Source organism: Caulobacter sp. GW821-FHT11E11, assembly GCF_058808315.1.
This window is the reverse complement of record NZ_JBXARO010000011.1, coordinates 86,422-98,081: the sequence shown is the minus strand read 5'-3', so window position 1 is coordinate 98,081 and position 11,660 is coordinate 86,422. Positions and strand designations below refer to the sequence as shown.

At 65.1% G+C, this 11,660-nt stretch carries 17 protein-coding genes and 2 tRNA genes; 2 read left to right on the top strand and 17 right to left on the bottom strand.

What is annotated here, in order from left to right:
• From nuoK to AC1RR5_RS23955, 17 genes are all read right to left on the bottom strand, one after another.
• Nucleotides 1-306 carry an NADH-quinone oxidoreductase subunit NuoK gene (nuoK, locus tag AC1RR5_RS24035; RefSeq protein WP_184719350.1) on the bottom strand — a complete coding sequence of 102 codons (306 nt, stop codon included), beginning with the start codon at nt 304-306 and terminating at the stop codon, nt 1-3.
• A complete protein-coding gene (locus AC1RR5_RS24030; protein ID WP_492925787.1) occupies nt 303-920 on the bottom strand; it encodes an NADH-quinone oxidoreductase subunit J in 618 nt (205 codons plus the stop codon). The genes nuoK and AC1RR5_RS24030 overlap by 4 nt, the downstream gene beginning before the upstream one ends.
• Before the next feature lie 83 nt (nt 921-1,003).
• The gene (gene nuoI, locus AC1RR5_RS24025) at nt 1,004-1,495 is read right to left on the bottom strand and encodes an NADH-quinone oxidoreductase subunit NuoI (RefSeq protein ID WP_184719347.1); all 492 of its coding nucleotides are present in this window, start codon (nt 1,493-1,495) and stop codon (nt 1,004-1,006) included.
• A 10-nt stretch (nt 1,496-1,505) separates the two neighbouring features.
• Nucleotides 1,506-1,730 carry a membrane lipoprotein lipid attachment site-containing protein gene (locus AC1RR5_RS24020; RefSeq protein ID WP_492925785.1) on the bottom strand — a complete coding sequence of 75 codons (225 nt, stop codon included), beginning with the start codon at nt 1,728-1,730 and terminating at the stop codon, nt 1,506-1,508.
• On the bottom strand, nt 1,727-1,966 hold the full coding sequence (locus AC1RR5_RS24015; protein ID WP_492925783.1) for a hypothetical protein: 240 nt from the start codon (nt 1,964-1,966) through the stop codon (nt 1,727-1,729). Before AC1RR5_RS24015 ends, AC1RR5_RS24020 begins: the two co-directional genes overlap by 4 nt.
• Entirely contained in the window at nt 1,966-3,027 is a 1,062-nt protein-coding gene (gene nuoH / locus AC1RR5_RS24010; RefSeq protein WP_492925781.1) for an NADH-quinone oxidoreductase subunit NuoH, read from the bottom strand. The genes AC1RR5_RS24015 and nuoH overlap by 1 nt, the downstream gene beginning before the upstream one ends.
• Nucleotides 3,028-3,030: 3 nt before the next feature.
• Nucleotides 3,031-5,091 carry an NADH-quinone oxidoreductase subunit NuoG gene (nuoG, locus tag AC1RR5_RS24005; protein WP_492925779.1) on the bottom strand — a complete coding sequence of 687 codons (2,061 nt, stop codon included), beginning with the start codon at nt 5,089-5,091 and terminating at the stop codon, nt 3,031-3,033.
• A gap of 5 nt (nt 5,092-5,096) precedes the next feature.
• Nucleotides 5,097-6,416, bottom strand: coding sequence for an NADH-quinone oxidoreductase subunit NuoF (gene nuoF / locus AC1RR5_RS24000; RefSeq protein WP_492925777.1), 1,320 nt, complete (start codon nt 6,414-6,416; stop codon nt 5,097-5,099).
• 3 nt (nt 6,417-6,419) lie between these two features.
• On the bottom strand, nt 6,420-6,686 hold the full coding sequence (locus tag AC1RR5_RS23995; protein WP_492925775.1) for a hypothetical protein: 267 nt from the start codon (nt 6,684-6,686) through the stop codon (nt 6,420-6,422).
• On the bottom strand, nt 6,683-6,907 hold the full coding sequence (locus AC1RR5_RS23990) for a hypothetical protein (protein WP_492925773.1): 225 nt from the start codon (nt 6,905-6,907) through the stop codon (nt 6,683-6,685). The genes AC1RR5_RS23995 and AC1RR5_RS23990 overlap by 4 nt, the downstream gene beginning before the upstream one ends.
• Before the next feature lies 1 nt (nt 6,908).
• Nucleotides 6,909-7,598: an NADH-quinone oxidoreductase subunit NuoE gene (nuoE, locus tag AC1RR5_RS23985; protein WP_492810938.1), complete on the bottom strand. Its 690-nt coding sequence runs from the start codon at nt 7,596-7,598 to the stop codon at nt 6,909-6,911.
• Nucleotides 7,595-7,927 (bottom strand): nuclear transport factor 2 family protein, encoded by a 333-nt coding sequence (locus tag AC1RR5_RS23980; RefSeq protein WP_492925771.1) that lies wholly within the window; start codon nt 7,925-7,927, stop codon nt 7,595-7,597. Before AC1RR5_RS23980 ends, nuoE begins: the two co-directional genes overlap by 4 nt.
• Nucleotides 7,924-9,174 carry an NADH-quinone oxidoreductase subunit D gene (locus AC1RR5_RS23975; RefSeq protein ID WP_492925769.1) on the bottom strand — a complete coding sequence of 417 codons (1,251 nt, stop codon included), beginning with the start codon at nt 9,172-9,174 and terminating at the stop codon, nt 7,924-7,926. The genes AC1RR5_RS23980 and AC1RR5_RS23975 overlap by 4 nt, the downstream gene beginning before the upstream one ends.
• Nucleotides 9,171-9,572 carry a hypothetical protein gene (locus AC1RR5_RS23970; RefSeq protein ID WP_492925767.1) on the bottom strand — a complete coding sequence of 134 codons (402 nt, stop codon included), beginning with the start codon at nt 9,570-9,572 and terminating at the stop codon, nt 9,171-9,173. Before AC1RR5_RS23970 ends, AC1RR5_RS23975 begins: the two co-directional genes overlap by 4 nt.
• Nucleotides 9,573-9,574: 2 nt before the next feature.
• Complete coding sequence (locus tag AC1RR5_RS23965) at nt 9,575-10,186, bottom strand: NADH-quinone oxidoreductase subunit C (RefSeq protein ID WP_492925765.1); 612 nt, start codon at nt 10,184-10,186, stop codon at nt 9,575-9,577.
• Nucleotides 10,183-10,785 (bottom strand): NuoB/complex I 20 kDa subunit family protein, encoded by a 603-nt coding sequence (locus AC1RR5_RS23960; RefSeq protein ID WP_454760131.1) that lies wholly within the window; start codon nt 10,783-10,785, stop codon nt 10,183-10,185. The genes AC1RR5_RS23965 and AC1RR5_RS23960 overlap by 4 nt, the downstream gene beginning before the upstream one ends.
• Complete coding sequence (locus AC1RR5_RS23955) at nt 10,755-11,132, bottom strand: NADH-quinone oxidoreductase subunit A (RefSeq protein WP_454716357.1); 378 nt, start codon at nt 11,130-11,132, stop codon at nt 10,755-10,757. Before AC1RR5_RS23955 ends, AC1RR5_RS23960 begins: the two co-directional genes overlap by 31 nt.
• Nucleotides 11,133-11,433: 301 nt before the next feature.
• Between AC1RR5_RS23955 and AC1RR5_RS23950 the strand changes: the two genes are divergently transcribed.
• Together AC1RR5_RS23950 and AC1RR5_RS23945 are read left to right on the top strand one after the other, a co-directional pair.
• Nucleotides 11,434-11,510, top strand: a tRNA-Asp gene (locus tag AC1RR5_RS23950).
• Nucleotides 11,511-11,583: 73 nt separating this feature from the next.
• A tRNA-Asp gene (locus AC1RR5_RS23945) sits at nt 11,584-11,660 on the top strand.

Genomic DNA, 11,660 nt, shown 5'->3' with positions numbered 1-11,660 from the left:
TTAGCCCTTCATCATGCTGGCGTCGTCAACCGCGATGTCGCCGCGGTTTCGGAAGAAGGTCACAAGGATGGCCAGACCCACGGCCGCCTCGGCGGCGGCGACGGTCAGCACGAACATGGCGAAGATCTGCCCCGCCACGTCGTGCAGGAAGGCCGAGAACGACACCAGGTTGATGTTCACCGCCAGCAGGATCAGCTCGATCGACATCAGGATGACGATGATGTTCTTGCGGTTCACGAAGATGCCGAAGACGCCGATCGTGAAGAGGATCGCGGCGACGACGAGATAGTGCGGCAGGCCGATCATTCGGAGATCCCCTCACCCGGTTTGATCTGGACCAGCTCCATGCCGGTCTTGGGCGTGCGAGCCACCTGCTTGCCGATGTCCTGGCGCTTGACGCCCGGCTTGTGGCGCAGGGTCAGGACGATGGCGCCGATCATGGCGACCAGCAGCACCAGGCCCGCCAGTTGGAAGAAGAAGACGTAGTCGGTGTAGAGCACGCGACCGATCGCTTCGGTGTTGGGCACGCCGCCCGGCGAGGCGTTCGGCAGCGGGTTCTTCGACGCCGCGCCGTTGGTGGCCACCGTGGCGGCGACGAACACCATCTCCAGCGTCAGGACGCCCCCGACCAGCCCGCCGATCGGCAGGTACTGGGCGAAGCCCTGGCGGAGCTCGGCGAAGTCGACGTCCAGCATCATGACGACGAACAGGAACAGCACCGCCACCGCGCCGACATAGACGACGATCAGCAGCATCGCCAGGAACTCCGCGCCCAGCAGGACGAAGAGGCCGGCGGCCGAGAAGAAGGCGGTGATCAGGAAGAGCACCGAGTGCACGGGATTGCGCGCCGACACGACGAGAAGACCCGCCGCGATGGTCACGAATGCCAGCAGATAGAAAGCGATCGCCTGCAAGGCCATTGGCCCAGGTGCTCCCCTGAAAACTTAAGTCCAATGACGACGCAACCAAACGGCGCGCCGCCTCCTAGGATTCGTCCGACCGTTTAGCGGTAGGGCGCGTCCAACTCCAGATTCTTCGCGATCAGGCGTTCCCAACGGTCGCCGTTATCGAGAAGGCGTTCCTTGTCGTAGTAGAGCTCTTCGCGAGTCTCGGTCGCGAACTCGATGTTCGGACCTTCGACGATGGCGTCGACCGGGCAGGCCTCCTGGCACAGACCGCAGTAGATGCACTTGACCATGTCGATGTCGTACCGGGTCGTGCGGCGGCTGCCGTCCTCGCGCGGTTCGGCCTCGATCGTGATCGCCTGGGCGGGGCAGATGGCCTCGCACAGCTTGCACGCGATGCAGCGCTCCTCGCCCGACGGATAGCGACGCAGAGCGTGCTCACCCCGGAAACGGGGCGACTGCGGGCCGCGCTCGTTCGGGTAGATCACCGTCTTCTTCGGCGCGACCAGGTACTTCATGGCCAGGCCGAAGGCGCCGGCGAAGTCCAGAAGGGCCGCGCCCTTGGCCGCTTGAGTGATGCGCTGGAACACCAGAGCTCTCCTAACACTTTTCCTTGGGGAAAGGACGGACGTCCCTGCCCTGCTCTTTCTGCTGCCGCCGCATCTGCTGCTCGATGACGCATTTGTTGGTCTTGGCGTCGCGTTCTCGTCGCGCCTCGACCTGCTCATCGTGCGTCCGCTGCGGCGGTCGCTGAATACCGCGTCCCCAGGTCGAACAGCCGGCCAAGAGGCCCACCGTCACGATCCCGAGGACAATCCGCTTCATTTCCCAGCCTTGGGAATGACGCAGGTGTAGTTCGACAGCTGGGCGGGATCTCCCCCGTCCTGCTTGGCCTGGATGATCCCGCCCGAGGCCTTGCACTTGTCGCCTTCGCGACGCAGGTCGTCGTAGCTGACGACCCCATCGCCCAGCGAGTAGGACCGATCCGCCGCCGCGACGCCCGCACAGGCCGTCAGGGCGAGGCCGGAAAGCCCCAGCGCAAGGATGGCGGCGCGGCGCATCACGCCGCCGGACCGAACACGCGCCAGGCGGCGACCGCGGCCACCAGCACCAGCGAGGTCGGCAGGAACACCTTCCAACCGAGGCGCATGAGCTGGTCGTAGCGGTAGCGAGGCACGATGGCCTTCGCCATGGCGAACATGAAGAACCAGAAGACGATCTTGGCGTAGAACACCAAGGCCAACAGGAAGTTGACCAGGAACGGCGGCCAGCCGGCCGTGAAGGTGATCGGGAAGCCGGGGTTCCAGCCGCCGAAGAACAGCACGCTGATCATGGCGCACATCAGGACGATGTTCGAATACTCGGCCACCATGAACAGCAGGTACGGGGTCGAGCTGTACTCGACCTGGTAGCCGGCCACGAGTTCGGATTCGGCTTCCGGAAGGTCGAACGGCGGACGGTTCGTCTCGGCCAGGGCCGAGATGTAGAACATGCCCATCGAGACGATCATGACCGGCAGCAGGACGATGTTCTTCAGGCCGCCGCCGAAGACGTTCCAGTTCCAGAACCAGCCGGTCTGCTTCTCGACGATGGTCGAAAGGTTCATCGAGCCGGCCAGCAGGATCACCGTGATGATGATCAGGCCGATCGAGACTTCGTACGACACCATCTGCGCAGCCGAACGCAGGGCGCCCAGGAACGGGTACTTCGAGTTCGAAGCCCAGCCGCCCATGATGATGCCGTAGACGCCCAGCGAGCTCATCGCCAGCAGGTACAGGATGCCGACGTTGAGGTTCGACACGACCCAGCCCGGCGCGAACGGCACCACGGCCCAGCCCACGAAGCCCAGGATCAGGCTGACCAGCGGGGCCAGCAGGAAGATCACCTTGTCGGCGCCGGCCGGGATGACGATTTCCTTCAGCACGAACTTGAAGAAGTCGGCGAAGGACTGCAGCAGGCCGAAGGGACCCACGACGTTGGGACCCTTGCGCATCTGGACGCCTGCCCAGATCTTGCGGTCGGCGAGCAGCAGGAAGGCCAGGCTCAGCAGAACCCAGATCACGACCAGCAGGATGCCGCCCGTCGTGAGACCAAACCAGAGAAGCGGATTCGTCGGGCCCACGGTCTACTCCGCCGCGATCTTGGCGGCGCCGGAAGCCACGGCCGCACATTCGGCCATGGTCACGCTGGCGCGCGCGATGGGGTTGGTCAGGTGGAAAGCCTTGATCGGGCTTTCGAACGGCGCGTCCGAGGCTTCGCCATCAGCGCCCAGGGCGCCGACATCGAACGACGTGGCGACGGAGCCCGGCGCGTAGTCGATCTGGCCGAAGGTCGGGTGGTCGGCGAACAGCTTGGCGCGCAGCTGGTCCAGGCTGTCGTAAGGCAGCTTGTGACCCAGCACTTCCGACAGGGCGCGCAGGATCGACCAGTCCTCCTTGGCCTCGCCCTTCGGAAACACCGCGCGGCGGCCCTGTTGGACGCGACCTTCGGTGTTCACATAGAGGCCGTTCTTCTCGGTGTAGGCGGCGCCCGGCAGGATCACGTCGGCCTTGTGCGCGCCGGCGTCGCCGTGCGTGCCGAGGTAGATCTTGAACGCGCCCGAGGCCGAGGCCTCGCACTCGTCAGCGCCCAGCAGGAACAGAACGTCCACGGCGCCCGGCTTCAGCATGTCGCCAGCGGCCAGACCGCCCTCGGCCGGGACGAAGCCCATGTCGAGGCCAGCCACGCGCGACGCGGCCGTGTGCAGGACGTTCCAGCCGTTCCAGCCTTCGCGGACCACGTTGACGGTCTTGGCAAGGCCGGCCGCGGCCTTGAGGATCGCGGCGCCGTCGGCGCGCGACAGTGCGCCCTGGCCGATGATGATGGCGGGACGCTCGGCGGCCTTCAGGGCGGCGACGAAGTCGCCCTTGCTCTTGGCCAAGCCCGACAGGCTCTGAGCGCCGGCGCCGAGGTAGTCGTAGTCGAACGTCAGGTCGGCCTTTTCGCCGATGACGCCGAAGCGGGTCCTGCCGGCGATCCACTGCTTGCGGAAGCGCGTGTTCAGGACCGGAGCCTCGAGGCGCGGGTTCGCGCCGATGAACAGCACGACGTCGGCGTTCTCGATGCCGGCCAGGGTCGAGTTGAACAGCCAGCCTTCACGCGGGCCAGCGCCCAGAGCCGAGCCGTCCTGACGGCTGTCCAGGTTCTTCACGCCCAAGGCGGTGAAGAGGTCCTTGGTCGCCTTCAGGCTTTCAGCGTCCTGCAGGTCGCCGGCGATGACGCCGATGCGGTCCGGCGCGGTCGCCTTGATCTTGGCCGAGACGGCGGCGAAGGCTTCGGCCCAGGTGGCCGGCTTCAGGCTGCCGTTCACGCGAACGTACGGACGGTCCAAGCGCTGACGGCCCAGGCCGTCGACGGCGTAGCGCGTCTTGTCCGAGATCCACTCTTCGTTGACGTCCTCGTTGATGCGCGGCAGCACGCGCAGCACGGCCGAGGCGCGGGCGTCGACGCGGATCGACGAGCCCAGAGCGTCCATGACGTCGACGCTCTCGGTCTTCTTCAGTTCCCACGGACGGGCTTCGAAGGCGTAGGGCTTGGAGGTCAGGGCGCCGACCGGGCACAGGTCGATCACGTTGGCGCTGAGCTCCGACGTCACCGCTGCGCCCAGATAGGTCGTGATTTCAACGTCTTCGCCGCGCGAGATCAGGCCGATCTCCGGCGAGCCGGCGACTTCGGTGATGAAGCGGACGCAGCGGGTGCACTGGATGCAGCGCGTCATCACGGTCTTGATGAGCGGGCCCATGGCCTTCTCTTCGACCGCGCGCTTGTTCTCGTCGTAGCGGCTGTCGTCACGGCCGTAGCCGACGGCCTGGTCCTGCAGGTCGCACTCGCCGCCCTGGTCGCAGATCGGGCAATCCAGCGGGTGGTTGATGAGCAGGAACTCCATCACCCCTTCGCGGGCCTTCTTGACCATCGGAGTCTTGGTGAAGATCTCCTGGCCCTCGGCGGCCGGCAGGGCGCAAGAGGCCTGCGGCTTCGGCGGGCCGGGCTTCACCTCGACCAGGCACATCCGGCAGTTGCCGGCGATGGACAGACGCTCGTGATAGCAGAAGCGCGGGATCTCTTCCCCAGCCAGTTCCGCGACTTGCAGAACCGTCATGCCGGGCTCGAACTCGACCTCGACGCCGTTGACCTTGGCGATAGCCATTCTTGTTACTCCGCCGCGATCAGCTTGGCGCCCTGCACGTGCAGGCGACCGCTACGATAGGAAGCGATCCGCTCCTCCACCTCGTGGCGGAAGTGGCGGAACAGACCCTGGATCGGCCAGGCGGCCGCGTCGCCCAGGGCGCAAATGGTGTGACCCTCGACCTGGGTCGTGACGTCCAGCAGGGTGTCGATCTCTTTCGGATCGGCCTCACCGGTCGCCATGCGTTCCATGACGCGCCACATCCAGCCCGTGCCTTCGCGGCACGGCGTGCACTGGCCGCAGCTCTCGTGCTTGTAGAAGTATGACAGGCGGGCGATGGCGCGGACCAGGTCGGTGTCCTTGTCCATGACGATAACCGCGGCCGTGCCGAGACCTGACTTCAGGTTCCGCAGGGCGTCGAAGTCCATCGGCAGATCTTCGCACTGCTCGGCCGGGATCATCGGCACCGACGAACCGCCCGGGATGACGGCCTTCAGGTTGCCCCAACCGCCACGGATGCCGCCGCAGTGGTCTTCCATCAGCTGACGGAAGGGGATGCTCATGGCTTCTTCAACGTTGCAGGGCAGGTTCACGTGGCCCGAGACGCAGAACAGCTTGGTGCCGGCGTTGTTGGGGCGGCCGAAGCCCGCGAACCAAGCCGCGCCGCGACGCAGAATGGTGCCGGCGACGGCGATGCTCTCGACGTTGTTGACCGTGGTCGGCATGCCGTACAGGCCCGCGCCGGCCGGGAACGGCGGCTTCAGGCGCGGTTGGCCCTTCTTGCCTTCCAGGCTTTCCAGCAGAGCGGTTTCTTCACCGCAGATGTAAGCGCCAGCGCCGTGGTGGACGTAGATGTCGAAGTCCCAGCCGTGGACGTTGTTCTTGCCCACGAGGTTGGCTTCGTAGGCCTGCTTGATCGCCGCTTCCAGGCGCTCGCGCTCGAACACGTACTCGCCGCGGATGTAGATGTAGCAGGCGTGGGCCAGCATGGCGCGCGAGGCGATCAGGCAGCCTTCGATCAGGAGGTGCGGATCATGCCGCATGATCTCCCGGTCCTTGCAGGTGCCCGGCTCGGATTCATCGGCGTTGACGACGAGGTAGTGCGGACGACCGTCCTTCACTTCCTTGGGCATGAACGACCACTTGAGGCCGGTCGAGAAACCGGCGCCCCCCCGGCCGCGCAGGCCGGAGTTCTTCATGTTGTCGATGATCCAGTCGCGCCCGGCGTCCAGGATGTCCTTGGTGCCATTCCAGCAGCCGCGCTTCTTCGCACCCTCGAGGCCCCAATCCTGGAGACCGTAGAGGTTCGTGAAGATGCGGTCCTTGTCTTCGAGGATACCGACCATGACTCAGCTTTGCGGATCGAATGGATGGGCGCGCACATAGCGCGTCCGACGAATGATGACATAGGCGAAAAGCAGCCAACCCGCGCCGATCGTGGCGAGGCCGGCGACAACCGCCCAGAACGGCGCGTCTTGCGCGGTGCGACCCCAGATCAGCAGGATCGCGCCGAGAAGGCAGGCCACGAACCCCACGCCGCGTTCGCGGCGGCCCAGGGCCCGGATAGTATCGGCATAAGCCGCCTTGCGGGTGTTCAGGGCGCTGTCGTCGATCATGACGACGTCCCTTCCCGCTTGGCCGCGCGCATCCAGCCCAGGATGAACCAGATCTGCGAGCCAAGACCCCCGACCAGCGCCACGAAGAAGACCGGCAGCAGCCAGTCGATCTTCAGCGACACCGCGCCGACGATCGCCACGCCGGCCAGCACGAAGCAGACCGAGGTGATGGCGATCATCACGGTCAGGCGCTTCTTCTGGATGACGGCGTCGGCGGTCATGTTAGGCGGTCGGCTCCGGCTTAGCCTTCGTAGCCTTGGGCTTCTCGGGCAGGTTCGGGATCTTGATCTTCTTGGCGTACGAGCCGTCGTACAGCTTCGGGTCCGTCAGGGTGTGGATCGCGCCCTTCGGCTCCGACGACACGCGGCCTTCGTAGCTGCCCGGCTTCGGGTCCTTGCCGGCCGCGAAGTCGTCGAGGATCTGGGCCAGGCTCTCCGGCGTCAGATCCTCGTAATAGTAGTCGTTGATCGCGGCCATCGGGGCGTTGCAGCACGCGCCCAGACACTCGACCTCTTCCCAGCTGAACTTGCCGTCGGCCGAGACGTGGTTGGCGTCGCCGATCTTGGCCTTCAGCACGGCCTTCAGGTCCAGTGCGCCGCGCAGCTGGCATGGCGTGGTGCCGCACAGCTGCACGAAGGCGACCTTGCCCACCGGCTGCAGCTGGAACATCACGTAGAAGGTGGCCACTTCCAGCACGCGGATGACCGGCATCTCGAGCTGCTTGGCGATCTCCTGGATCGCCGGCTCGGAAATCCAGCCTTCCTGTTTCTGGGCCAGCCAGAGCATCGGGATCACCGCCGACTGTTTGCGGACGGCGGGATACTTGGCTTTCCACCAATCGGCCTTGGCCTGGCTGTCCTTGGAGAAGGCGAAGCTGGCGGGCTGTTCCTTGGCGAGACGACGTACGCTCATCGGGCGAAATCCACGCGGACGATCTTGTCGCCCTTGAAGGTGTAGATGGCGGCGACCTGGAACGGCGCATCGCCGTTGCCGCGGTCGACATGCTCGTGGTCGATCACGTTCGCACCGACCACGATGCGGTTCAGCAGCTTCGCGTGGTTCTTGGGGAACTCGGCGAAGGTCTTGGCATAGAAGGCGCGATAGGCGTCGAGGCCCGTGCGCGCCACGTCGCCGTTCAGGCCCGCCACGACGACGTCGTCGGCGAAGTGGGCGCAGTGGGCGTCCAGGTCCTGGGCGTTGTAGGCGTCGAGTTGCGCCTGGGCGATCGCTTCCAGGCTCACCGGTCGACCTCACCGAACACGATGTCGAGCGAGCCCAGGATGGCCGAGACGTCGGCCAGCTGGTGGCCGCGGTTCATCCAGTCCATCGCGGCCAGGTGCGAGAAGCCCGGAGCCTTGATCTTCACGCGGTACGGCTTGTTGGTGCCGTTGCTGACGACATAGACGCCGAACTCGCCCTTGGGGGCTTCGACGGCCGCGTAGACCTCGCCTTCCGGCGTCTTGAAACCCTCGGTGTAGAGCTTGAAGTGGTGGATCAGGGCTTCCATCGAGCGCTTCATCTCGGCGCGACGCGGCGGGCTGACCTTGTTGTCCTCGGTCAGCACCGGGCCCGGCGTGCCGCGCAGCATGGCGACGGCCTGCAGGATGATCTTGGTGCTCTCACGCATCTCCTGCATGCGGCACAGATAGCGATCGTAGCAGTCGCCGTTCTTGCCCAGCGGGATGTCGAACTCGAACTCGTTGTAGTTCTCGTACGGCTGGTTGCGGCGCAGGTCCCAGGCGATGCCCGAACCGCGCACCATCACGCCCGAGAAACCCCAGGCCCAGGCGTCTTCCTTGGTCACGACGCCGATGTCGACGTTGCGCTGCTTGAAGATACGGTTGTCGGTGATCAGACCTTCGATGTCGTCGCAGATCTTGGGGAAAGCCTTCGCCCAGGTCTCGATGTCGTCGATCAGCTCGGGAGTCAGGTCCTGGTGGACGCCGCCCGGACGGAAGTAGTTGGCGTGCAGACGAGCGCCGCAAGCGCGCTCGTAGAAGATCATCAGCTTCTCGCGTTCCTCGAAGCCCCAGAGCGGCGGCGTCAGGGCGCCGACGTCCATGGCCTGGGTCGTCACGTTCAGCAGGTGATTGAGGATGCGGCCGATCTCGCAGAACAGCACGCGGACGATCTGGCCGCGCTTGGGCACTTCGACGCCCAGCAGCTTCTCGATGGCCAGGCAGAACGCATGTTCCTGGTTCATCGGCGCCACGTAGTCGAGGCGGTCGAAGTACGGGATGTTCTGCAGATAGGTGCGCGCTTCCATCAGCTTCTCGGTGCCGCGGTGCAGCAGGCCGATGTGCGGATCGACGCGTTCGACGATTTCGCCGTCCAGCTCCAGCACCAGGCGCAGCACACCGTGCGCGGCCGGGTGTTGCGGGCCGAAGTTGATGTTGAACTTGCGGACGGGCGTTTCCGGGATAGCCGGAACCGTCGGTTCGTCACGGAAGAAGTCGGTCGCCGCGGCGGGCGAATTCGTGCCGGTCATTGGTTCTGACCTTCGTTACGCTGCTCGATGCTGAGCGACACGACCAGTCCAGCCATAAGCAAGACCACGCCCAGCAAGGTGATGATGGTGGTCGCGACGCTCCAGCTCTGGGAGATCGCGGCCTGGGAAAGCGGCAAGGCCAGCAGCACCGACGCTGCGCCCAGCAAGGCGCTGCGCAGCTCGGCTACCGTCATGCGCCGGAGACTGGCCCCGACGGCCAGCGTGATCACCGAAATCATGATCGCGACGCCCAGCGACTTGTTCTGATCCGGCGTAGTCACCGGCGCCTTCGTGAACCACCCCGTCAGCCGCATCCCGATGGACATCAGGAACGCGGTCGAAAAGGCGACCAGAAAGAACGCGGTGGCGGAACGGAACGACGGACGTCGCAAAGCCATGATTAGGCATCCCCTGCTCGCTTTTCAGCTTTCTCGTCACCGGGGAGGGCATACTTGGCGCCTTCCCAGGGCGAGAGGAAATCGAACGCACGGAACTCGGTAATCTTGACGGGTTCGTACACGACGCGCTTGAGCTCGTCGTCGTAGCGGACTTCCACATAACCCGTCATGGGGAAGTCTTTCCGCAGCGGATGGCCGTGGAAGCCGTAGTCGGTCAGGATCCGGCGCAGGTCCGGATGGCCTTCGAAGAAGACGCCGTACATGTCGAACGCCTCGCGCTCGAACCAGTCGGCCACCGGGAACACCGGCGTGACGCTGGGCACCGGGGTGTCCTCGTCGGTCATCACCTTCAGGCGGATGCGGGTGTTCTTCACCATCGACAGCAGGTGGTAGACCACGTCGAAGCGCGCGGCGCGCTCGGGGTAATCGACCGCCGTCAGGTCCACCAGCTGGTGGAAACGGGTCGCGGCGTCGTCACGCAGGAAGGTCAGAGTGTCGACGACGCCCTCGGCCTTGGCCACGATCGTCAGTTCGCCAAACGCCACCGAGTGACCCAGCACGCCGGGCGCGCGGGCGACGATGTCCTGGCCCAGGGTTTCGAGATCTTGGCTCATCGCTCGATCGTACCCATGCGACGGATCTTCTTCTGGAGCTGCAGCACGCCGTAGACCAGGGCTTCGGCCGTAGGCGGGCAGCCCGGCACGTAGATGTCGATCGGCACGACGCGGTCGCAGCCGCGCACGACGCTGTAGCTGTAATAGTAGTAGCCGCCGCCATTGGCGCAGCTGCCCATCGAGATGACGTAGCGGGGCTCCGGCATCTGGTCGTAGACCTTGCGCAGGGCCGGAGCCATCTTGTTGGTCAACGTGCCGGCGACGATCATCACGTCCGACTGACGCGGGCTGGCGCGCGGCGCGAAGCCGTAGCGCTCCAGGTCGTAGCGCGGCATGGCCGAGTGCATCATCTCGACGGCGCAGCACGCCAGGCCGAACGTCATCCACATCAGCGAGCCCGTGCGGGCCCAGGTGATCAGGTCGTCGGCGGCGGCCGTGATGAAGCCCTTGTCGGCCAGCTGCTGCGAGACGCCGTCGAAGAACGGGTCGTGCAGCTTGGGGTCATAGCCCTCGACCGTCGAACGGCCGCCCGACAGCGCGGGCACCGACGAGGAATTGGCGGGAACGATCACTCCCATTCGAGGGCGCCCTTCTTCCATTCATAGATAAAGCCGACGGTCAGCACGCCCAGGAAGGTCATCATCGACCAGAAGGCGAACTGCGCCACGTCGTGCGGCAGCTTCATCAGCGTGACCGCCCAGGGGAACAGGAACGCCACTTCCAGGTCGAAGATGATGAAGAGGATCGACACCAGATAGAACCGGACGTCGAACTTCATGCGCGCGTCGTCAAAGGCGTTGAAGCCACATTCGTACGCGGAGAGCTTTTCCGGGTCCGGCGCCCTTGGCGCGAACACGGCTGCCGCCAGAATGAAAACGATGCCGATGGCCGCCGCGATCCCTAGGAAGATCACGATCGGCAGATACTGGAGAAGGAAGGCGGTCATGACAGCCCTTGGCTTGAATCGAGCGGGTTGTAGCCCACTGTCGTCAACGCTTCAAACGTCCGAACCACATTGAGAAACGATCGCAACTAGACTTGCTTTCCCTAACGCCGGTCGGGGAAAAACAAGGGCTCGCGGCTTCAGCCCTGGGCTGTGCTCTGGAATGTTATCCAAAGGAAATCCGGGGCCCGACAGCAGCGATTTGTCGCTTCTTCGATATCGCCGTTGACACGAGTCTTCGAGCGACATATCAGACGCCCCTCGCCGCAGGGCGGGTCGCACTTTCGCTTCGGCGAAGGGATATGCGGATGTAGCTCAGTTGGTTAGAGCGCCGGCCTGTCACGCCGGAGGTCGCGGGTTCGAGTCCCGTCATTCGCGCCACCCCTTACTTTGTAGGGGTCGGAAGCGCCCTCCCCTCGGTTTACGGACGACCGTCGCGCCCAGGCGCAACGATGCGGATGTAGCTCAGTTGGTTAGAGCGCCGGCCTGTCACGCCGGAGGTCGCGGGTTCGAGTCCCGTCATTCGCGCCA

Coding starts and splice junctions, on each gene's coding strand:
- nuoK (WP_184719350.1), bottom strand. CDS start 306: ATGATCGGCCTGCCGCACTATCTCGTCGTCGCCGCGATCCTCTTCACG.
- AC1RR5_RS24030 (WP_492925787.1), bottom strand. CDS start 920: ATGGCCTTGCAGGCGATCGCTTTCTATCTGCTGGCATTCGTGACCATC.
- AC1RR5_RS24020 (WP_492925785.1), bottom strand. CDS start 1,730: ATGAAGCGGATTGTCCTCGGGATCGTGACGGTGGGCCTCTTGGCCGGC.
- AC1RR5_RS24015 (WP_492925783.1), bottom strand. CDS start 1,966: ATGCGCCGCGCCGCCATCCTTGCGCTGGGGCTTTCCGGCCTCGCCCTG.
- nuoG (WP_492925779.1), bottom strand. CDS start 5,091: ATGGCTATCGCCAAGGTCAACGGCGTCGAGGTCGAGTTCGAGCCCGGC.
- nuoF (WP_492925777.1), bottom strand. CDS start 6,416: ATGGTCGGTATCCTCGAAGACAAGGACCGCATCTTCACGAACCTCTAC.
- AC1RR5_RS23995 (WP_492925775.1), bottom strand. CDS start 6,686: ATGATCGACGACAGCGCCCTGAACACCCGCAAGGCGGCTTATGCCGAT.
- AC1RR5_RS23990 (WP_492925773.1), bottom strand. CDS start 6,907: ATGACCGCCGACGCCGTCATCCAGAAGAAGCGCCTGACCGTGATGATC.
- nuoE (WP_492810938.1), bottom strand. CDS start 7,598: ATGAGCGTACGTCGTCTCGCCAAGGAACAGCCCGCCAGCTTCGCCTTC.
- AC1RR5_RS23975 (WP_492925769.1), bottom strand. CDS start 9,174: ATGACCGGCACGAATTCGCCCGCCGCGGCGACCGACTTCTTCCGTGAC.
- AC1RR5_RS23970 (WP_492925767.1), bottom strand. CDS start 9,572: ATGGCTTTGCGACGTCCGTCGTTCCGTTCCGCCACCGCGTTCTTTCTG.
- AC1RR5_RS23965 (WP_492925765.1), bottom strand. CDS start 10,186: ATGAGCCAAGATCTCGAAACCCTGGGCCAGGACATCGTCGCCCGCGCG.
- AC1RR5_RS23960 (WP_454760131.1), bottom strand. CDS start 10,785: ATGGAAGAAGGGCGCCCTCGAATGGGAGTGATCGTTCCCGCCAATTCC.
- AC1RR5_RS23955 (WP_454716357.1), bottom strand. CDS start 11,132: ATGACCGCCTTCCTTCTCCAGTATCTGCCGATCGTGATCTTCCTAGGG.